Origin of the sequence: Ruminococcus flavefaciens, from assembly GCF_900108555.1 — a bacterium.
Taxonomy (GTDB): domain Bacteria; phylum Bacillota; class Clostridia; order Oscillospirales; family Ruminococcaceae; genus Ruminococcus; species Ruminococcus flavefaciens_P.
On the sequence record NZ_FNWV01000004.1, the window covers coordinates 71938 to 93176 of the forward strand.

The window sequence follows — 21239 nt, forward strand, 5'->3', positions numbered from 1 at the left end:
CCTCCCTTTCTTACTGCTGCGCAGCAAGCTCTGCCTCACGCAGAGATGTCTTGATGCGTGCAATATCCTTTTTTACAGCCTTGAGTCTTGCTGTATTATCCAGCTGATTGATAGCGTGCTGGAAACGGAGAGCGAAGAGCTCTTCCTTAAGGCTTGTGAGCTTTTCGTTGAGCTCATCAACTGACATTTCTCTGATTTCTGATGCCTTCATTACTGCTCAACCTCCTGCTCTGCTTTAGTTACGAACTTACACTTGATAGGAAGCTTGTGCATAGCAAGACGCATAGCTTCTCTTGCAGTTTCCTCAGCAACGCCCTTGATCTCAAAAAGAACACGGCCTGGCTTAACTACTGCTACCCAGTATTCCGGTGAACCCTTACCTGAACCCATTCGTGTTTCAGCGGGCTTTTCTGTGATAGGCTTGTCAGGGAATATCTTGATCCAAACCTGACCGCCTCTCTTGATGTAACGAGTCATAGCGATACGGGCAGACTCGATCTGGTTGGATGTGATCCAAGCAGGCTCAAGTGCCTGAAGACCGAAATCACCGTATGTTACCTTGTTTCCTCTGTATGCCTTACCCTTAAGACGTCCTCTGTGGACTCTGCGGTACTTAACTCTCTTTGGAAGAAGCATTACTGATTACCTCCTTCTCTTTTAGCGTCACGATTGAAATTTCTGTTTCCGCCGCGTCTGTTGTTGTTTCCGTCACGCTTGTCGTCACGGCGACGGCGGTCATTATTTCTTGTATCGTTCTTTCTCTCGAGCTTTTCTCTCTGAGCAGCAGCCTTAGCAGCATCGCCCTTGAGAACTTCGCCCTTGTAGATCCAAACCTTAACGCCAAGCTTACCGTATGTTGTATCAGCCTCAGCGAAACCGTAGTCGATATCAGCACGGATAGTCTGGAGCGGGATTGTACCCTCGTGGTAGCTCTCGCTTCTTGCAATCTCGGCACCGGCAAGTCTGCCTGATACCTTAACCTTGATACCCTTTGCGCCAAGACGCATTGTTCTGCCGATTGACTGCTTCATAGCTCTTCTGAAAGATACTCTGTTCTCAAGATCAAGAGCGATCTTTTCAGCAACGAGCTGGCTGTCCATATCTGGCTGCTTAACTTCAATGATGTTGATGAAAACCTGCTTGTTCATCATCTTCTCGAGCTGTGCTCTGAGCTTCTCGATCTCTGCGCCGCCTCTGCCGATTACGATACCCGGCTTAGCGCAGTGGATGTGGATTCTGACCTTGTCAGCAAAACGCTCGATCTCGATTCTTGGAACACCTGCTGCATACAGGCTCTTCTTGATGAAGTTACGAACGTTGTAATCCTCAACGAGGGCATTGCCGAAATCAGACTTATTTGCATACCAACGAGAATCCCAATCTTTTATAACGCCGACACGAAGACCGTGTGGATTAACTTTCTGGCCCATTCTTCAAACCTCCTTGGGATTAGTCTTTTTCTTTAAGAACAACTGTGATGTGTGATGTTCTCTTTAAAATTCTATATGCTCTGCCCTGTGCTCTTGGCATGATTCTCTTCATTATTGGTCCTGGAGTAACGAAGCACTCTGAAACCACGAGATTATCCTTATCCATGCTGAAGTTGTTTTCAGCGTTTGCCTGAGCGGACTTTACAAGCTTTGCAACGATAGGACTTGCAGCCTTAGGAGTAAGATCTAAAGTAGCTAAAGCGAGATCAACAGGCTTGTTTCTGATAAGATCCAGAACAATCTGCACCTTTCTGGGTGATATACGAGCATTTCTTAAATAAGCTCTTGCTTCCATCTCTGAGCTCCTCCTTCCGCTTATTTCTTACCGTTGTTAGATGTCTTTGAGCCTGCGTGGCCCTTGTAAGTTCTTGTAGGAGCAAACTCACCGAGCTTGTGACCTACCATATCCTCTGTAACGTATACCGGAACGTGCTTACGACCGTCGTGTACAGCGAATGTGTGACCTACGAAATCAGGGAATATTGTTGAAGAACGGCTCCATGTCTTGAGAACCTTCTTTTCACCTGCTTCGTTCATTGCAACGACCCTCTTCAGGAGAACTTCCTGGACATAAGGACCCTTCTTGATACTTCTGCTCATTTAATAGTTCCTCCTTTCAGATTATTTGCCGTTGCGGCGCTTTACGATGAACTTATCAGTTCTGTGATGCTTCTTACGTGTCTTATAGCCGAGTGCTGGCTTACCCCATGGGGTTACAGGGCCCGGACGTCCGACAGGTGATTTACCTTCACCACCACCGTGTGGGTGATCGCATGGGTTCATGACAGAACCACGTACAGTAGGTCTCCAGCCCATGTTGCGGACTCTACCAGCCTTACCGTAGTTAACGTTCTCGTGATCAATGTTTGAAACCTGACCGATAGCAGCCTTGCAGTCGATCGGAACTTTTCTCATTTCGCCTGAAGGAAGTCTAACAAGTGCATACTTGTCTTCTTTACCCATGAGCTGTGCCTGATTACCTGCACTTCTTACGAGCTGTGCGCCCTTACCCGGATAAAGCTCGATAGCGTGGATAAATGTACCAACAGGGATATCAGCGAGCTTGAGTGCGTTGCCAGGCTTGATATCAGCCTCAGCACCTGACTCGATCTTATCGCCAACCTTGAGTCCGTTAGGAGCAAGGATATATCTCTTCTCGCCATCCTCGTACTCAACGAGTGCGATGAATGCGCTTCTGTTTGGATCATACTCAAGAGTCTTAACAACTGCGATTACATCGTCCTTGTCTCTCTTGAAATCTATTACACGGTACTTTCTTCTGTTACCGCCGCCTCTGTGGCGAACTGTTATACGGCCGTAGCTGTTTCTTCCCGACTTCTTCTTCATTGGTTCGAGAAGGCTCTTCTCCGGCTCAACCTTTGACAGAACCGAGTAGTCAGTTACAGTCATCTGACGTCTCGAAGGTGTCGTAGGCTTATAAGTCTTTATAGCCATTTTAACTTTTCTCCTTTAATGCATTTTTTGCGGGAGCATTACTCCCATAACTCTCTTACTTATTTAATAATGGGATCAAACCATACCCTCGAAGAATTCGATTGCCTTTGAACCCTCTGTAAGAGTGATGATAGCCTTCTTCCAATCAGGAGTCTTGCCAGCGAATCTTCCGACTCTCTTAGCGCGACCGTTGCAGTTCATTGTGTTTACCTTAGCAACCTTAACGTCGAAGAGCTCTTCAACAGCCTTCTTGATCTCGGACTTGTTAGCGTCCTTAGCTACCTTAAAGGTGTACTTTCCTGTCTGAAGATCGTCCATTGACTTCTCAGTGATTACAGGCTTAAGAATGATATCCTGAGCTGTTTTCATTATGCGTACACCTCCTCGATCTTTCCTACTGCATTCTTAACAACGATGAACTTGTCATAGTTGAGAATGTCATAAACATTAAGTGTATTTACAGCAGCAGTCTTAACACCTGGGATGTTAGCTGCGCTCTTGATAACCTTTGCATCAGCCTCTGCTGTTACGATGAGAGCCTTGCCCTCAACGCCGAGAGCCTTGAGCATTTCAACAACTGTCTTTGTCTTGTAGCTGTCAAGTGTGAGAGCATCAAGAACGATCATGTTGTTGTCGATAACCTTAGTAGAAAGCGCAGACTTCATAGCGAGTCTCTTTACCTTCTTGTTAAGCTCGTATCTGTAATCTCTTGGCTTAGGTCCAAGTGCGATTCCACCGTGTATCCACTGAGGAGCACGTGTCGAACCCTGTCTTGCGTGACCTGTACCCTTCTGTCTCCAAGGCTTTCTTCCGCCGCCGCTTACTTCTGTTCTTGTAAGTGTTGACTGTGTGCCCTGTCTCTGGTTTGCGAGGTAATTAACAACTGCAGCGTGCATAACACCTTCGTTGGGAGTGATTCCGAATACTGAATCATTAAGCTCTGTCTCGGAAACCTGCTTACCTGTCATATCAAAAACTGAAATTGTAGACATTTACGCTTCCTCCTTCCTTAAGCCTTTACGCTGTCAACGATATAAACGATACCGCCCTTAGGTCCCGGAACAGCACCCTTGATAGCGATAAGATTGTTTTCAACGTCTATTTTAACGATCTCGAGATTCTGAACTGTTACCTGCTCAGCACCCATGTGACCTGCCATGCCCTTGCCCTTATAAATTCTTGAAGGAGATGAACAAGCACCCATTGATCCAGCCTGTCTGTGTACAGGACCTGTACCGTGAGTTTCCTTGAGTCTGTGCTGGTTGTGTCTCTTGATAGCACCAGCGAATCCCTTACCTTTGCTTGTGCCGACAACGTCGATTGCGTCGCCTACAGCAAATGTATCAGCCTTGATGATGTCGCCTACGTTAAGTGAATCGCAGTCTGCAAGTCTGAACTCCTTGAGTGTCTTCTTGCAGGCAACGTCTGCCTTATCGAAGTGACCCTTCATTGGCTTGTTTACTCTCTGTACCTTTACGTCGCCGTAGCCCAGCTGAAGAGCTGCATAACCGTCGTTCTCTACAGTTTTCTTCTGTACAACGACACATGGGCCGGCTTCAATTACTGTTACAGGAACAACTTTTCCTGCTTCGTCGAAGATCTGAGTCATACCGATCTTCTTGCCGATAATGCCTTTCTGCATTTTCTTTTCCTCCTGTTAGGTTATTGGTTGATGATTTACGCATCAACTTGACCGACGGATCACCGTCATTCCGCTTCCCGAGCGGTAGTTTCAAGCGAGATATCGGTTAATTACTTAACCTCCATTACTACGTCTACGCCTGCGGGGATCTCAAGCTTGTCAAGAGCAGCTGTTGTCTTCTCTGTAGGACGGATAACGTCTACGAGTCTCTTGTGAGTTCTCATCTCGAACTGCTCACGGCTGTCCTTGTACTTGTGTACAGCACGAAGGATAGTAACAACTTCCTTATCTGTAGGGAGCGGGATAGGTCCTGAAACTCTTGCACCGCTTCTCTTAGCTGCCTCTACGATCTTAGCTGCTGCAATATCAACTGTAGCGTGATCGTAACCCTTGATCTTGAATCTGATCTTTTCGTTGACTGCCATTATTTTCGCCTCCTTGAAATTGATTACGGGGACGCAGATATGAGATATTCACACGTTTCCGTGTGTTTCATGCTTTATCTGACAAAAAAACTCGAAAAACTGGTGTTTTCCGAGCGGTCTTAGCAATATTTGAGCACAAAAAGAGCATAGTTCACGCATACGCAAGCTGCGTGAAGAATAACCACAAACTGTGTTCGATATCCCAATCGCCCGGTTTAAAATCGGACATACTCCACGGAAATTACCTGCCATACCGGCAGCAACCTTCCGCTTCAACGCATATCTTCTGCAGTCAGTGCGCATACCAGCGCACTCAACGTAACCAATTATATCATATATAAAGGGAGAAATCAAGGTTTTACAGGAATTACATTTGTAAATTTTTAATGAATGATAATTTTGTTTTAACTATTATTATTTTCCCGAAAAACGCAAGAGTTCCCGAAGGCTTTATTACCCTCGGGAACTGATAAATTATTCGTCTCTTGCAGCCTTTTCTGCCTTTATAGCTTCAATACCCTGCTTAACTAGGTATGCTGCGCCGTCATAAAGCTTATGGATAATGATAGCGCATATGAGTGAGCAGAAGAATACCTTAGGTATTATTTCGTACCAGTGAGCAAGTCTGTCGCCTACTTCCAAATACTTCTCACAGAAGCCCTGATGACGGACGCTTGTCTCGTTCATCTGCCAGCCGCCGTAGAACATATTATCAAAGATATAGGAGATCATGTAAAGCGAAAGTGTTACACCCGAGATCTGTCTCAGAACGAACTTGACGCCCTTGTTTGTTGTGGTTATGTCAAAGAGAAGCATGAACACGCAAGTTGCCATTATATATACGGGATATGTGCCGTAGTCGTTGAAGTGCCATGAAAGGAAGTGCTGATCGTTTATTTCATCTGCGACTGACTGCTTATAGGTGCTGTATGTGATGAACCATGTAGAAAGGCAAAGCACAGCGAAGATTATAAGCTTGTTGCGTACACATCTCTTTGGAGGGCAGTCACGTAAAAATGCGCCTGTGAAGTAGTATGCAAGCGGCCATGCACCGCTGAGGTAATCAGGAAGTGCTCTTATCTGGTCATCTCTCTCAAATCCGAGGAAGAAGCTTCTTGCAACGATAGTCAGCATAGTAACTGTTAAAACCAGTGCGAATTTCTGCTTGTTGTTCTTGCAGCCATTGAATGCAAGATTAAGGAACGGAACAGAAAGGAAGATAGCAATATAATAATTGATGTACCAGCCGTACTGTGCATTGTTATAAAGGTCGATATATCCTTTGAGAGTCTTCCATGCGGTGAATTCCTCATGGAAATGGTGTTCCTTGAACTTGATACATATTATGCTTATAAAAATATAGATAACTATTATCTTTATGAGTCCCGTGTAGAACTTTGCGCTGAAGGTCTTGTTCTTCATCAGGTATCCAGTTGCTATCATAAACAGCGGAACGCATATATAAGCCAGCCAGCGGAAGGCTATCGGTCCTAAAGCCGAAGAATTGGTAAGAGGTTCATAATAAAAACCGTTATAAAGGAAGAAGTGTACACTTACTACAAGAAATACAGCAAGTATCTTTACAATGTCTATTCCTGCAAAATACGGTTTCACAGGTGCCGCAGCCACAGCAGCTGTACCTGCTGCCTTATCCTGCTTTTTCGCCTTTTCTTTACTGCTGCTCTTTTCATCAGCAGACTTGGTTGCCTTTACCGCCGATTTTTCTTTTTCGGTGGTTTCGGGACTCTTTTTACTGCCCATTTCGTCGGACCTCCTTGTTTTTTCTGAATAATGCAATAATACATTCACTGTTACATTATATCCTATATTGTTTGTTATGTCAATGAAAAATCGACATTTCTATTTATTAGACGAAGCAGCTTTCAAAAACTCTCAACTTCCGAAAATATATTTCAGCACTGTGAGCACAGTGTCGCCGACCTTCTTAGAGTCAACTACTTCAAGAACCTTATCGGGACGATTGGTAATGATATTATCTACGCCGAGAGCCATCATACGCTGTACTTCGCTCTGTCTGTCAACTGTCCAGACGAATATACGCTTCCCGTTGTGATGAGCGGAATTGACCACGCTCTGGTTTACAAAGAGGTAATTCATGCTTACTGCGTCTATGTACGGCAGACGCGAATACGATGTAGCCGTAGACAGGTTCGCTATATATCCCGTCTTTATTTTGGGATCGAGCTGCTTCACCTTTTTGAGTGCGTCGTAGGAAAAAGAAGTGATATAGCAGGAATTGGCTATGCCGTACTCCTTTACCAGCTCAACAACACGTTCGGCGGTCTTTTTCGGCTCTCCCGAACGCTTTATCTCTATATTCAGCATGATATCATTGCCTACAAGGTCAAGCACTTCCGTAAGCAGCGGTATCTTCACATCATCGAACTCTCCGTCCTTGCTGAACCACGAACCTGCCGAGAACTGCTGAAGCTGCTCATAGGTATAGTTTTTCAGCATTCCTTTGCCGTTTGTGGTACGGTCTATGCGGTCGTCATGGAATACTACGAGTTGGTCATCGGCTGTAAGCTGCACATCGAGCTCGATATAATCGGCACCGCTGTCGATCGCTGCCTGAAATGCAGGCATAGTGTTTTCAGGCGCAACATGAGAAAAGCCTCTGTGCGCACTTACCTGTGTACGTGAAAGAACGCCCACATTAATATTTACGTTGCCCTGATAAAGCGCCTTGAAGTAAGAAAGGTTCATAACAAGTGCCGCAGCGATAAGTACAACGACTATGACAACGCTGTGCCTGAGCCGCATTTTGTACTCTCTTTTATTAGGAAGGTCAAATGTCTCGCCCTCATTATCCTTCATGAATTTATGAGTGAGCCAGCTCATTACCACAGGTGCGGAAACAAAAGCCGATATTGCCGTGAATACGTTCCATGCATAGCGCAGTATCCTCAGCGACATACCAAAGGCTGCATTTGCCTTCAAGCCCTTGATAACATAAACGATGACAAAGCTTATACCGAATGTAGCGACAGCAATGAATAACATTACCGCAAGGCTGAAGCCGAGGAGCTTGAATATCATGCTGAAACGCTGCCCCTCCATTTTCTCCTTGCTCTTTTTCAGACACTCACCGAAGGAAGAACGTGTAAGTATAAGGTAATGGATACTGTAACAGCCGCTTATGATAAGTATTATAAAAAGAAGCTGTATCAATATGTATGCAACTACTCCCAGAGCACCGTTCACGGAGGAGAATATCCTTTTGAGCACAGGCATGAGCGGTGCCATGAACATACCTGACGACAGCGAGAACTGTGCCAGCGGCATGACAGCCATATATCCGATGAAAGCAAATATCCCCGAGCCCTTGAAGGCTTTTACAAAGGAACGTATGCCCGTGCGGAACATTCCGCCCGTAAAGATACGCTGCTTTTTCTCAAAGCAGGAGAAACACGCCGCCAGTGCGGACAGCTCCACAAAAGAGAAAAAGGCATAAAAGAAAAGCATGACGATTATAACGGTTATCGTCGCAGGATGCTTTAAATAGATAAGTAGATTTTCATCATTAAGGTAGTTTATTCCCGAAAGCTTCATCGTAAGCTTGAGAAGAAGAGCAAGCACAGGCGTTCCTATGGCAAGGAGCATGAGCTTGAATATCAGTTCAAATACAAGAAAATGAGGAACAGCTCTCAGAAAAACACCCGCAGGTCTGATTATTTTTTTCATAGGTTTGCTCCGAACAAATAATATACTTCAATTATACGCTGTTTTTCGCCCGATGTCAATAAAAAAATCCGCCTTTCATGACCTTATTTTCACATAAAAGGTCACGAAAGACGGAGCTTGTTCAGCCAACGATACCCGAACGCTCTATGCCCTCGGTAAAATGCTTTTGCAGGAACACATACATAAGTAGGACAGGTGCTATTGAAAGCAGACAGCCTGCTTCCTTCCACACTATCTGCTCACGCAGGCTTATCTGCACAGACGGATCGTTGAACAGCTTGATCTTTAGCTGACTGTCCAGATTTGTAAGCATAAGCGCAACAGTCTTAGGAGCTGTAAAGAATGTGTTGCTGACATAATAATCGTTCCAGTACCATACAACGGAGAACAGGAACACTGTCAGAAAGGCAGGTGCAGCATTGGGAGCCATTACTCTCACGAAGGTCATAAAAGGACCGCAGCCGTCTATATAAGCTGCGTCCTCAAGCTCACGGGGAAGCCCCTTGAAGAACTGTCTGAAAATAAGTATCATAAGTCCTGCACGTATGCCGTTTGCAGTCATAGCAGGCAGATACATGGTAAGTCTGCTGTCAATGAGATTTACCGAAAACAATCCCTTAATGCCGAAGTATCTGAACTGAGTATACAGCGGCAGAGCTATTACCTGCGTCGGCACAAGTATCATAAGGATAACTATGCCGAAAAGCAGCTTTTTGCCCTTGAACTTAAATCTTGCAAAGCCGTATCCCGTAATTGCGCAGGAGATCACCTGCACCAGCGAACAGCCTACATTCAGCAGCACCGTGTTTTTCAGCGTTTCCCAGAAGTCCATTGCATCTATGGTCTCTCTGATGATATCGAGGGTATAATGCCGAGGTATCCACATTACCGTAGGATCGCTCATGTCTCCCCTTTCTCTGAAAGCGCAGCTTACCATATAAATAAGGGGATACAGTATAACGAAGCTGAGTCCCACAAGGATAACGAACCTAAAGAAGGGCCAGACCTTATCCTTTACAGACTTTCGGCGGAGATAGGCTCTTTCCTCCGCCGACATATTCTCAATGTGCTTTTTGCGCATTTCCTTTCGGCTCAGTCCTTTTCCCGAGCCTGCTGTCTTTGGAGCAGTAACATCGTCCATTTATCCCCCTCCTCAGTCGTTCTCATAATAGATAAACCGTCCGACTACAGCTGCGATAACAGATATCACCGCAAGAACTATGACAAAATATATCCACGCCATTGCCGAAGCCGCACCGAATTCCCACTGATTTTTCATTGATACGATACGGTTCATGACGCTGTTCATAGGGTTAGTGAACGAATCTATTATGGTAAAGATAAGATTTGCGAGTATGAACGGGCTCACATAAGGAAAGGTTATCTTCCAGAAATACTCCCATGCAGTAGCTCCTTCAAGCTGTGCTGCTTCTCTTGCAGATGAAGGTATATTCTGCAAAGCCGCAAGGAACAGCAGTATCTGTATTCCCGCGCTCCAGACGATACCGAAGATGTTATCGGCTACAGCCGATATGATACCGCTCATTCTGTCGCTGATACCGTATATGCCGAGAAACTGCATAAGCTCTCCCACAAGATCGGTGGAGAACATGGTCGAGAACTGCTGTGCGCCCGAATTGCCCGTAGAGCTCATATCGCCGCTGATTATTTTGTAAACAGGTCCAGTAGCTATTATTACAGGCAGGAAAAAGACCGCTCTTGCAAGAGTCCTGCCCCTGAATTTCTGATTGAGTATCACAGCGATGAACAGCGAGAAAATAAGTATCAGCGGCGTTTTCCATAACGCCTCAAGAAGTGTATCGCCGAGATATTCGGTATAATAGGGATCCTCCGAGAGCACGGAGAAGTAGTTCCCGAGACCTGTGAATTTTGTTTTCAGCGAACCGGGGTCTACCGAAACATCACAGAACGAGTACCACAGAGACTTACCCAGAGGGATAAGGAAGAATATAACGGTTCCCACCAGCCACAGACCGATAAATCCATAGCCGTACAGCGACTTTTTACGCTCATATGACATTCTGCGGCGTTTTTTCTCCGCAGATGCCTCTGTTTTTACGCTCATCAGTTACCGTCTCCCCCTTCCTCCGAAAGCTCTATATGCACGGCTCCGCAGTCGATAGTGCGATTTTTCATGTCCACCTTTATGACTGTGCCGTTTTCGTATTCACTTGTTATTATATCTCCGTCAACGCTGTAGTCCTCGATGAAGCTGTCCGACACCTTTCTCAGCACAGGCTCGATAAGAGTATGATACTTTGCAGCAGTATCCGTCCAGTACCTGTGATCGGCATAATAAAGCCAGTCGTACTCAGTATCTTTAAGACTGCTTGTCTCCTCGTATATCATATCAAAGCTGAGACTGCTTCCCGTAGCCGCTGCCATGAGCATGAGCTTTTCGGGATCAGGATCACCGTTCACGGCTTTTGTGGAATAAGGTATGATCCCGTGGAGCACAAGCTGATAGAACGGTATATCCTCATCGAACATATCAAATCTGCTCGAACTGTCGGGAACATCGGTTATACAGCTCAAATATGGCAGCGCATAGGCATTTGCGCCCTCTGCAAGTATACCGCTGCTGAGTTTATCATCTATCTTCCCGTAGCTGTCTGCAAGTATTTTCTCTGCTTTTGCACGGGAGATGTTCTTCTTGCCGTAGTCTCCGTAAAGCGAAGTCGTAAGGCTTGCCAGTGATACGCCGTCAAGTCCCGATTTTGAGTAGCTGTCTGCCATATCGCCGAAAACCTTGCTGTAATAGCCGGGTGAAAGCAGTGACATATTCTTTCGGAAGCCGTCAGGTATACCGTAAGCCCTGTCATAGCTGACTATCTGTGAATAAGCGCCCGAAACTCTCACAGCCGTATCGGTAAATGAGTAATAACCGTTGCCCGAAAGGAAATCCCTGTTATCCGAAACGGGATAAAAAGCATATCCGTTTTTGTCTATAAGGTCGGTGAGCTTCTTGAAATCGCTTTTGCCGCCCAGCTTTCCCGACGGGTCTGCATCGGTGTCCACCTTGTTCTTCATGCCGTCATTGGTCCAGTTGCTGTAGGATATGACCATATCCTCAACGCCCTTGCCGCTGAGCTCACTTATGATATCAGCTGCCTGAGAATAGTCTGTTACGGAAGTTTTCATATTCACAGGTATGCCGAGGATATTCTTCTTTTTCATAGTGCCGCCGTAAAGTCCCAGATACAGGGCGGAGCTGTCAGCAGTACACTTCTTTGCGACTCCCTGCTCCTCCATGAGGTACTGTCTGTAACGGGCAGCTATATCTGTATAGTCCGCGCCCTTTTTAGAGATAGGATAGTACAGCATCTCTATATCGTCGGACTTTATATCGCCCTTTTCAAATACGGTATATCGCTCGTTGCTGCTGCCCGACATATAGAAGCTGTCCATTGCGCGGAGAATGAATGTAAATCTGCATATATTATAGCTGCTGTTGGACTGCTTTGACACATTCGCGGTGATATAAGCGTTGGAGTCCCCTTTAGCTGCGACTGCAAGCAGGGCGTTATCCTCCTTGACTATGCCGTAAACGGGCAGGTATATCTGCTCGGTAACAGCTCCCTTAGTCTGAGGTACAGCCGTAACATCGTTTCCGTAGACTCTCTGCTGATAGGTATTCGTCTGGAATGAGCGGTTGTTGTTGAACCTTACCAGCGCACCGCTTCCGTCAGGGATAACGAAATATCCCTCCTCCTTATCGGAAGCTGCTCCGAAACAGCCGAGCACCGTCATTTCCGTAGCGATATTGGCGTTTTTGCTCTCCTCTATCTCGGATACCTTGACGCTTGCCTTCAAATGGTCGTCCTCAAGTGTATACTCCACAGGGTACTTAAAGCCTGCCTTTTCGTAATTATAGACCACACGTATGCCGTCTTTGATATCGCTTACCTCAAACTTGCAGTCGCCCTCGCTGCCCGACCTGAGCATATTATTTCCAGAGCGGCTCAGTGGTACACCGTATCTCAGCATATTCGATGACCTAAGTTCGTCTGCAAGCAGCGATGTAGCAGTCTTGTCCTGCGCTGCTTCAAGAGGCGATGACCACCATATATAGCCTGTTTCCTTGTTTTCAATGCCGAATATGGCACTTCTGTCGTCAACTATAATGCGGAATTTATCATTTTCCGCACCGTATCTGAAAACTCCGAGAAAATGGCTGCCGTCAGCATTGAGCCACGCAAATTCGCCGCTTTCAGCCTTATAGACCTTTTTGCCGTCCTCTTTTCCGCTGTATGAAAGAGTGATATCGGGCTTTTTCAGGTCCTTTTGCAGAAGCTCCAGCGTTTTTCCGTCAGCAGAAAGAAATGCGTATTTGCTGTCAAGGGAAGAGATCATCTGTCTCACTCTTACGACCTTTGATGCATCTTCATCGGTGATAACGAAAAATCTGCCTGCATCGCTTAACCACAGCTTTCCCTCATCGCACTTGCTGCCGCTTTTGAATGAAGCTGCCGCCTTGCCCGTTTTTGTGTCAACAGCAACAAGCTCCCCAAGCTTTTTCAGCTCATCTATCTTATCGGCAACGAGCTGCTGCTCGTCTGTGTAGTCCTTTTTGCTTTTGGGCTTTCCGCCGACTGACTCCCACAGCTTATCATCGAAGTCCTTATACTTGCGGTATATGTCATAGCCGTCGGAAGTACCTATCTTTTCCAGATACTTCTCAGCGTCATCTGCGGACAGCTCCGCTTTCTCAACTGTTTCCGAGCGTTTAGCCTTTTCGGCTTCTTCAACCTCAGCTTCGGAAGTCTCGGCAGATAACTCGATATCATCTTCCGCAGCTAAAGTCCTGCCCGAGATAGTCACAGATGACACAGCAAGAAGGCACAGCAAAAGCTTTTTTATTTTCACCATTGCACCGCCTCCTCAGACTCTTGCCCTGTAGGACAGCTCGGTGTAGATAGTGGATATGAATATGTATACCTGCTGTATCAGCGACATAAAGAGCACAAGCAGGAACAGCATTATGAGCATTGCGGCAATGGTAAGAACTACCGCAAATACTGTCTTGCCGAAAGAATACTGATGTACCGACTTCACAGCCGAAAACAGCAGCAGCACCGTCCAGCCCGTCCCTATTATCTCTATTACCTGCATGAAGATATATTCATCACGTATGAGTATGTGCGAAAGTCCCACATTTATATAAAGCTGCACCACATAGGGTATAAGCGCGTAGGCACTGTAGATACAGATGTTTTTCAGAGTACCCTCGCCGTCAAGGAGAGTACACACCGCCCAATTCCCTATCACCCATGCGCCGAAAAGCACGAAGCTCCGCACGATGTACGGGATAATATTGAAAGTCTTGTCATTGCTTATGAAAAACTGTGCGCCATAAAGTCTGCCGTAGGCTATCTGTCCGAAAAAGAGCAGGACTATGATGAGCATGGCTATTTTCAGTGAGCCCGATTTTTTCCAGCGCATATCCTCAAAGCCCTCAAAGGGGTGAGTTACCGCATACTTTACCCACTGCTTCTGAGTAAGGTCCATCATGCCTGCTTCTCCTCCTTTTCCGTTATGTTGTCAGCAGTCCTGCCCCTGCGCTTTTTCCTGAACTTGCCGTAAGTTACAGCTCCTGCTATAAGTATAACAAGCCCTGCGGCTATAGCTGTGAAATGCTCTCTCAAAAACTCCCTGCGGTAGCCCTCGAAAGCCTTATTGTATATATCTCCTGCGTCGGAGAGCTTCGCGTACTTCATCGCGCCCTTGTAGTCGCCCTTGCGGAGAAGTGCAGAAGCTATGCCGACATAAGCTCTGTGATAATTGCCGTCACGTTTGAGAACGTCCTGCCACGGTTCAAGAGCTTCCTCATAATATCCTGCATTATATAGTGCAGCAGCCTTGTGGACCGCCTTGCCGAATGAAGTCTCTCTGAATATAGTAACTGTATCCTTTGAGGAGTCAAGTACATACAGATCGTTGTCAAGTGATTCCAGTGCTGCCACATGGTCAAAGCCGCCTGTCTGCTTTGCTATAGCACCTGTAATGAACAGCAGGTTGCAGTCCTCATCGTACTGAAAAACTCTGCCCGTGGTGAGATCAAGGCAGTTTATACAGCCGTCCTCAGCCACATCTATATCCACTATGGCAGGCGAAAGCACCTTATTCTGCGAAGTATCGTAAACAGGCTTATAATCGCCGAATGAAAGCTCAAGATCTGCAAAAATGTTCTTTCCTGCGGCATTGAGCTTCTTGACCGTATCCGTAGTCTGTGTAGATGACGAAGTACAGGTGAAAATAAAGTCTCCGTCAATATCAAAGCTTGTAATACCTGTGGGAACAGTCCTTGTCCTGCGAGCCTTTTTTTCATCAGACATGAATATGCTTCTTATGTAGTTGCTGACTATCTTTGCAGTGGGTTCAACGCGGTTAGCTCCGTAAAAGCCCATAAAGCTGCCGTCAGGAGCAAACATTGCCGCACCTGTGGTTATATTGCCGAGAACTACGTATACATTACCTGCCTTGTCCGCAATGACTCTCTGGGGCAGAAATGTCCTTTTCTGGTCGTACACCTCGGAAGTCGGCTTCGTTATCGTTCCCTGCACATTTCCGTCCTTATCGGAGATGAGTACACGGGCGTTGTCGCTGTCTGCAATGTATATGAGGTCATTTTCAGCGGAAACATACACTCCCATAGGCTTATTGAGGGTAGTTTCCGTGCCGTCGGGCATAGTAAAACTGTCATACACCTTTACAGTGTTGTTAAAATCCGTATCAACAGCCACTATGCGGTTATTTCCCGTATCAGCGATATAGAAGATGTGCTCATGGTCGCAGAATATATCGCTTGGGCTGTCAAAAGCCCCCACACCGAGGTCATAGCCCGATACGGAACGCTCTGCGGTAAAGCCTGCCTGCGAGGGTACAGCCTCGCCCCAGCGGTCGTAGTTATAGGAGTCATAGGGCTCGCCTGCGGCTGCTGAGACAGCTCCAGATGAAGCAAGTGCAGCAAATGCAGCCATTGCTGTTATACATCTTTTCAGTTTTGACTTCATTTGCTTCACTTCCTTCTGTAGGGACGCCCATTGGGCGTCCGCCGCGGTATTTTGATAATTCGGACGACCAATGGTCGTCCATACATTTTTTAATTGTATTTCATACAGGCGCACACTGTGCGCCCCTACATACTGCTGTTTGTAATTTGCAGGCGAACGGAATTCACCCCTACTAATCACTATTCACTAAAAACTAATCACTCTTTTATTCCCGAATGAGCCATAGTTTCGATGACTTGTCTCTGTGCAAGCATAAATATGACGATAGGCGGTATCAGCAGGAACACGGCTGCTGCCATAGCAACTCCTGCCCTTGCAAGTCCCGAAGCCGCAGCCTGACTTACAACAGTAGGCAGGGTCTTGTATTCTTCCCTGAACACAACCGAGCCTGTCTGGATATTCCATGCGCCCTGAAATGCGAATATGATAAGAGTCATAAGTGCAGGCTTCTGATTTGGCATTACCACCTGCCAGCATATGCGGAAAAGTCCTGCTCCGTCCACCTTTGCCGCTTCTATCATGGAATCGGGCACCTGACTTATAGACTGGCGCATAAGGAACAGTCCCATAGGCGAAGCTATAGCAGGGAAAATAAGTGCCATGTAGGTATCTATCATGTGCATTTTCGCCATTACGATATACTGCATGATGTAGATAACGTTGCTCTGGTAGAGAAGTGCAACTACGATTATGCCGTTTATTATCTTTCCGCCCGGGAACTTGCACTTTGCCAGTACAAATGCAGCCATAGACGAGAAAAAGCATTGCAGTACCGTTACTGTTGCCGTTACAAAAACGCTGTTGAACACGTAACGTGAAAAAGGTACGCGGTTCTGATGCAGCACCCTGAACATATCCCTGAAATTATCAAGGGTAGGTCGCGCCGCATATAGCTTCGGTGGGAACACGAAAAGCTCCTCTATGGGCTTTATTGACATAACGATAGTAAGATATATAGGCAGAGCCATAAAAAGTCCGAGTATAGCCAAAAGCAGGAATATAACCACACTTCCGCCTATCTTTCTGCCTGCCTGTCTGTTGGAAGCGTGAAGCTTCGCGGTATTTACCTGTGCCACAGCTTCGCCTCCTCAGTCCATATACTTGCCCAGCACCTTGTTTATGAGCTTGTTGCAGGCGAACATGGCAACAAAGAGCACCATACAAATCGCCGAGGCATAGCCCATTTCAAAACGCTGCCAGCCGTAATCAAATGCGTGTGTCATTATCGTATGAGCCTTGTAGTCCGTACTCGGGAAGCCTACGAGGTTCTGTGCAACTGTGCCTGCGGTAAATGAGCTTACTATCTGCATCACAGCCGCAAACATGAGCTGAGGTCCCATTGATGGTATGACTATGTATATTAGCTCCTGCCAGCGTGTGCGTATGCCCTCGATAGCACCTGCCTCATACATGGAGCGGTCGATATTCTGAAAGCCTGCACGGAGCGCAAGGAAGCCTGCTCCGAGAGATATCCACAGCTGTACGACTATAGTTACTCCGAGGACGTATCTTCCGTCCGTGAGCCACTGCACAGGCGAATTGATAATGCCGAGATTGATGAGGAAAGAGTTCACATAGCCGTTCATATCGCCGCTGAATATGAGCTGCCACACCGTATAGACATTAGCCATAGACGGAGCATAGAATATGAGCGTGAAAACTGTTTTCAGCTTCGGGTGCATCTCGTTTATGAGCCATGCCAGCAAAAAGCACAGCACATAGCTTATCGGACCTGTAAACAGCGCGAAAACCAGCGTAACTCTTATGGACTTCATGAATATCTTGTCCGAAAGGAAAAGTGTGGTGAAATTTGAAAGTCCTACAAATTTCGGAGGCTGCACCATATTGAAATCGGTAAAGCCCATAGGCAGCGACATAACTACGGGGATTATTGTAAATATGATAAAGAATATCATAAACGGCGCTATCATGCCATAGCAGGCTTTGTTTTTCTTAACATCGCGCCAGAGCATACTGCGCTTTTCCTTTTTGGTACGTTTTCCGATATTTTCTGCTGAAACAGCCATTTTTTCACACTCCTTTCTGTTTAATCTTTAGTTTAGAGTTGAGAGTTTAGAGTTGAAAGTTGTTGTGTCCGCTTGCGCGGACGTATCTGAATTATATCGCCGACAGGCGACACCATAACTCTCAACTTTCAACTCAATTAAATAATTAAAAGTACCGTAAGCGATGTACGATTATCAGTTTTGAAAATAGTGAACGAGATTACAAGTGACAACGGGGGGAGCCAGCGTGGACTCCGCGCTCAACTCTCAACTCTCAATTCTCAACTCTAAACTTACTCAAGTCCGAGGTTTTTACGCTTTCGTGTTATTTCCTCGTTGATGTCCCTGTTGTACCATATAAGTGTATCACGGGGATTTGCCTTTTCGTTGATAGTCTCTCTGAAAGCGTTCATTATATTTCGCGTAACAGCATAGGACGCAGGTATTATCGGTATTTCCTCAAGCTCCTGCTGCTGTGCGCGAAGCCTTGCAAGCTCGTCCTCAGACCATGAGAGCTGTCCCAGTGCTTCAACGTTTGCAGTATCGAAACGTCCCATAGTACCGAGAAGTCCCTCTATCTGCGATGCGTACTGCACCTGCGTATCCGTATCGGTGAACCACTTGATGAACTTCCACGCATTTTCCTTGTTCTTCACCTTTTTAAATATAACAGCTCCTGCACCGTTGGAATTAGCCGCATGAGAGACCGTTCCGTCTGCCCTTACAGTTGCAGGTACGGGACAGAAATCCCACAGACCGCTTATTTCTGGCGATGCTGCCGTAAGCTGATTGAAAAAGGTGTAATTGGCAATAACTATGGGATACTCGCCTGTTCTGAACCTGCTGAAAGCATCATAGGTCTGCTCAAAGCTGTATTTCGTATAGAAATCCGTCCACTCCTCAAAGGACTGGACTGCCTCTGTGGAATTGAACGTTGAAGCCGTTTGCTCCTCATTATAATAGTTAATGCCCTTTTGCAGCATGAGCATTGCAAAGGTATGTCCCGTTTCCGTTGCAGGGGAAATATTATTCGGCGGCAGAACAAGTCCCACCGACATATAATTCCTTTGCAGTGCAGGCAGCATATCTATGAGCTTTTCCCATGTCTCGGGAGGCGAGGTATATCCAAGCTCCGTGAGCACATCTTTCCTGTAGAACATCATGGGGAAGCTCTGACTTATAGGCAGTCCGTAACAGCCGCCGTTGTAGCTGTACTGCGTCATGGCGTTTTTCTGGAAACGCTGCTTTACGTCCTCATAGTCGTCAAACTGCGATATATCCACCAGCATATCACGCGCGGCAAGATTCACGGGGAACTCTCCACCGAGGAATAGTGCCACATCAGGACCTTTTCCCGCAAGCGAAGCCTCGACCACGCCGCCTGTCACAAGATTTACCGAGACAGGTATGCCTGTTTCCTGAGTAAACTGATTTTCCGTCATTTCCTTGACTACCTGAGCCTGATCTCGTCCAAGCGATACCCACACCTCTATTGCGTCCTCTCCCGTAACATCGGAAAGGGTGGTGTAGTCCTCAAAGAATGAGCCGATAAAGGCATCAAAGCCGAATTTCAGCGACTTGCCAAGCTTTTCTTCACAGCTTGTAAAACTGCGGTCAGCGGTTGCGAATTCGATATAGTCCACTTCAAGAGGCTGATCGCGGTTATCCCTCATCCACGCAGAAAGTGACGTTATGCTGTCCTTTATCTGTGAAAGATAAGACGGTATCTTCAGCGGCTTGTCAACGCATTTATCCAGTATTACCGCCATATTTTCCAGTGCAGCCGCCTCAGAACCGCTTGACTCCGAAAGCTTTTCTATGCCTTTCTGCACATCTTTGAGCTCCGCGGAAATGCTGCTGAATTTATCCACTAATTCGGGTATCTTCTCGTGTACGTAATAATCCGTATACTTATCGGGAGAAGGACCTGTTATCATCAGTACCTTTCTGTAATAGGTATTGAGCTCGTTCACATCGGCTTCAAGCCTGCGGAGATACTCGCTGATATCGCTTGGCACAGCTTCAAGGGTGATAGTGTGGTCTTTGCCGCCCTCAAGCCATACAAAGATATATTCTCCGCCGCTTTTGGGACTTACCACCGACCAGTCTGTATCATAGCGAAACTTTACGCTGTCAAGCTCGCTGCACGGTACTTCGCCGTCGATGTAAATTCGTCTTGCCGAGCAGAAGCCGCGTATCTGATCCTGTCGCGCCTTTATGCCTATCTTATACCAGCCGCCGCTGCCTACCTTGTCGGCAGGTATATCCCACGTTGCCGACTGTAACGCCTTTCGCCAGCTGCCGCTGCCTATGGTATTATAAACCACCTTGCATGGATCTGAGGGCGATGCAAGGTAGCTTGTATTGTCATATGTGGGGTAGAGAGTAGGATCTGACTTGTATACAGCCTTTTCTCCCTCTATCTTAAAGCTTGCGGACGGAGTACTCTCGGGAGTTACGCTTGCTTCCGCAGAAGCTTTATACTCGCTGTAGGACGGCAGCTTTTCGGGATTTCTGAAACATAGGCTCTCGATAGCAAGCTTTGCGCGTTCCGAACTCAGTTTAAGGGTGTGCTCACCTTTTTCAAGTGCGAAGAACAGCGGCTCGCTGAAAAGTCCGTTCCTGTCGCCGAAAAAGCACTTCTGCCACATCTCAGTCTGCACCTGAGTCGGTCTTACCTGATTTCCGCGGCTGTCGGTGTAAATATCCTTTTCGTTTACCCAGACCTGACTGAGATAAAGGCTTGAAGCCGTATCATATGGTATCTCGCCGTCTATCTCCACTTTCAGCTCTATCGAGGAGCTGTTGGATATCATGGGGCAGTAGCTTGCTTCAAGGCAGTAAACTCCGCTTTCAGCCACCTCGAAATCATAGGTCACCTCCCCCGACAGGCTGTTCCATAATAATGTATCTTTACGGGTATCACCGCTGCTGTCGGTAAAGCTGCCTGCGGAAATATCTCCGTTCTCAGCGGAAACAAAGCTGCTTCCTTTTATAAATATCTCATCATCGGGACGGGCATCAGCGGAGTGAAGATCGTAGTATTCGCTGAATGTGGTCATATTCATGTCTTTATCATCTATGTGATAATAGTCCTCAGCCATTGCCGCAGCCGTAGCCGCTGACGGCTCATTTGCCTCCGCAGCCGCTTTCAGCACTCCCACAGAGCTCCCCGAAGCAAAAATACAGGTCAGAAAAGCCGCAGCCGCAGCTCTGAAAGCTCTCTTCATCCGCTATTCACCGCCTTCCACTCAAAAACTGACAAATAAAAAAGCGCAAGCTCCCCGCGTCGGGAATTATGCGCACGGACAACACTTACCAAGTCTGACAAAATTGCATATATCTATCAAAATCAGTATAACAAATTTATCGTATAATGTCAAGAAATCCCTTCCGCCCGTATAAATAATAATATTTTTTACCATGAGTATTTTAGCTAAATTATCAAAATCTATAATGATATTGTACAAACAGCGCGTAGA

At 46.5% G+C, this 21239-nt stretch carries 20 protein-coding genes; all 20 read right to left on the reverse strand.

Translation table 11 applies throughout. The annotated features are described in order from the left end of the window. Positions 1–10: 10 nt before the first annotated feature. The 20 genes from rpmC to BLW60_RS07155 all read right to left on the reverse strand — a co-directional run bounded on the left by rpmC (position 11) and on the right by BLW60_RS07155 (position 20987). The gene (gene rpmC, locus BLW60_RS07060; RefSeq protein ID WP_028517930.1) at positions 11–211 is read right to left on the reverse strand and encodes a 50S ribosomal protein L29; all 201 of its coding nucleotides are present in this window, start codon (positions 209–211) and stop codon (positions 11–13) included. Further along, entirely contained in the window at positions 211–636 is a 426-nt protein-coding gene (gene rplP, locus BLW60_RS07065) for a 50S ribosomal protein L16 (RefSeq protein WP_009984988.1), read from the reverse strand. Before rplP ends, rpmC begins: the two co-directional genes overlap by 1 nt. Further along, positions 636–1430, reverse strand: a complete 795-nt coding sequence (gene rpsC, locus BLW60_RS07070; RefSeq protein WP_028517929.1) for a 30S ribosomal protein S3 — start codon at positions 1428–1430, stop codon at positions 636–638. The genes rplP and rpsC overlap by 1 nt, the downstream gene beginning before the upstream one ends. A gap of 19 nt (positions 1431–1449) precedes the next feature. Further along, complete coding sequence (gene rplV, locus BLW60_RS07075; protein ID WP_028517928.1) at positions 1450–1785, reverse strand: 50S ribosomal protein L22; 336 nt, start codon at positions 1783–1785, stop codon at positions 1450–1452. Positions 1786–1805: 20 nt separating this feature from the next. Continuing rightward, on the reverse strand, positions 1806–2090 hold the full coding sequence (gene rpsS / locus BLW60_RS07080; RefSeq protein WP_009984992.1) for a 30S ribosomal protein S19: 285 nt from the start codon (positions 2088–2090) through the stop codon (positions 1806–1808). Between the two features lie 21 nt (positions 2091–2111). Continuing rightward, positions 2112–2945: a 50S ribosomal protein L2 gene (gene rplB / locus BLW60_RS07085; protein ID WP_074715797.1), complete on the reverse strand. Its 834-nt coding sequence runs from the start codon at positions 2943–2945 to the stop codon at positions 2112–2114. A 75-nt stretch (positions 2946–3020) separates the two neighbouring features. Beyond that, positions 3021–3314, reverse strand: coding sequence for a 50S ribosomal protein L23 (gene rplW, locus BLW60_RS07090; RefSeq protein WP_074715799.1), 294 nt, complete (start codon positions 3312–3314; stop codon positions 3021–3023). Continuing rightward, entirely contained in the window at positions 3314–3937 is a 624-nt protein-coding gene (gene rplD, locus BLW60_RS07095; RefSeq protein WP_074715801.1) for a 50S ribosomal protein L4, read from the reverse strand. Before rplD ends, rplW begins: the two co-directional genes overlap by 1 nt. Positions 3938–3954: 17 nt before the next feature. Then, positions 3955–4587: a 50S ribosomal protein L3 gene (rplC, locus tag BLW60_RS07100; RefSeq protein WP_028517924.1), complete on the reverse strand. Its 633-nt coding sequence runs from the start codon at positions 4585–4587 to the stop codon at positions 3955–3957. Between the two features lie 110 nt (positions 4588–4697). Next, positions 4698–5012, reverse strand: a complete 315-nt coding sequence (gene rpsJ, locus BLW60_RS07105) for a 30S ribosomal protein S10 (RefSeq protein WP_019680098.1) — start codon at positions 5010–5012, stop codon at positions 4698–4700. Between the two features lie 474 nt (positions 5013–5486). After that, positions 5487–6773: an acyltransferase family protein gene (locus BLW60_RS07110; protein WP_074715803.1), complete on the reverse strand. Its 1287-nt coding sequence runs from the start codon at positions 6771–6773 to the stop codon at positions 5487–5489. Positions 6774–6905: 132 nt separating this feature from the next. Then, positions 6906–8717: a glycerophosphodiester phosphodiesterase family protein gene (locus BLW60_RS07115; RefSeq protein ID WP_074715805.1), complete on the reverse strand. Its 1812-nt coding sequence runs from the start codon at positions 8715–8717 to the stop codon at positions 6906–6908. Between the two features lie 121 nt (positions 8718–8838). Further along, positions 8839–9858, reverse strand: coding sequence for a carbohydrate ABC transporter permease (locus BLW60_RS07120; RefSeq protein WP_074715808.1), 1020 nt, complete (start codon positions 9856–9858; stop codon positions 8839–8841). A 12-nt stretch (positions 9859–9870) separates the two neighbouring features. Further along, positions 9871–10803: a carbohydrate ABC transporter permease gene (locus BLW60_RS07125; RefSeq protein WP_074715810.1), complete on the reverse strand. Its 933-nt coding sequence runs from the start codon at positions 10801–10803 to the stop codon at positions 9871–9873. Continuing rightward, a complete protein-coding gene (locus tag BLW60_RS07130; RefSeq protein ID WP_074715815.1) occupies positions 10803–13607 on the reverse strand; it encodes a DUF5696 domain-containing protein in 2805 nt (934 codons plus the stop codon). Before BLW60_RS07130 ends, BLW60_RS07125 begins: the two co-directional genes overlap by 1 nt. Before the next feature lie 12 nt (positions 13608–13619). Beyond that, on the reverse strand, positions 13620–14249 hold the full coding sequence (locus tag BLW60_RS07135) for a Yip1 family protein (RefSeq protein ID WP_074715817.1): 630 nt from the start codon (positions 14247–14249) through the stop codon (positions 13620–13622). Then, entirely contained in the window at positions 14246–15751 is a 1506-nt protein-coding gene (locus tag BLW60_RS07140) for a hypothetical protein (protein ID WP_081348160.1), read from the reverse strand. Before BLW60_RS07140 ends, BLW60_RS07135 begins: the two co-directional genes overlap by 4 nt. A 197-nt stretch (positions 15752–15948) precedes the next feature. After that, positions 15949–16827 (reverse strand): carbohydrate ABC transporter permease, encoded by an 879-nt coding sequence (locus tag BLW60_RS07145; protein WP_074715819.1) that lies wholly within the window; start codon positions 16825–16827, stop codon positions 15949–15951. 12 nt (positions 16828–16839) lie between these two features. Next, positions 16840–17778: a carbohydrate ABC transporter permease gene (locus BLW60_RS07150; RefSeq protein WP_081348161.1), complete on the reverse strand. Its 939-nt coding sequence runs from the start codon at positions 17776–17778 to the stop codon at positions 16840–16842. A 272-nt stretch (positions 17779–18050) separates the two neighbouring features. Further along, positions 18051–20987 carry an extracellular solute-binding protein gene (locus tag BLW60_RS07155; RefSeq protein WP_081348162.1) on the reverse strand — a complete coding sequence of 979 codons (2937 nt, stop codon included), beginning with the start codon at positions 20985–20987 and terminating at the stop codon, positions 18051–18053. Between the last annotated feature and the right edge of the window lie 252 nt (positions 20988–21239).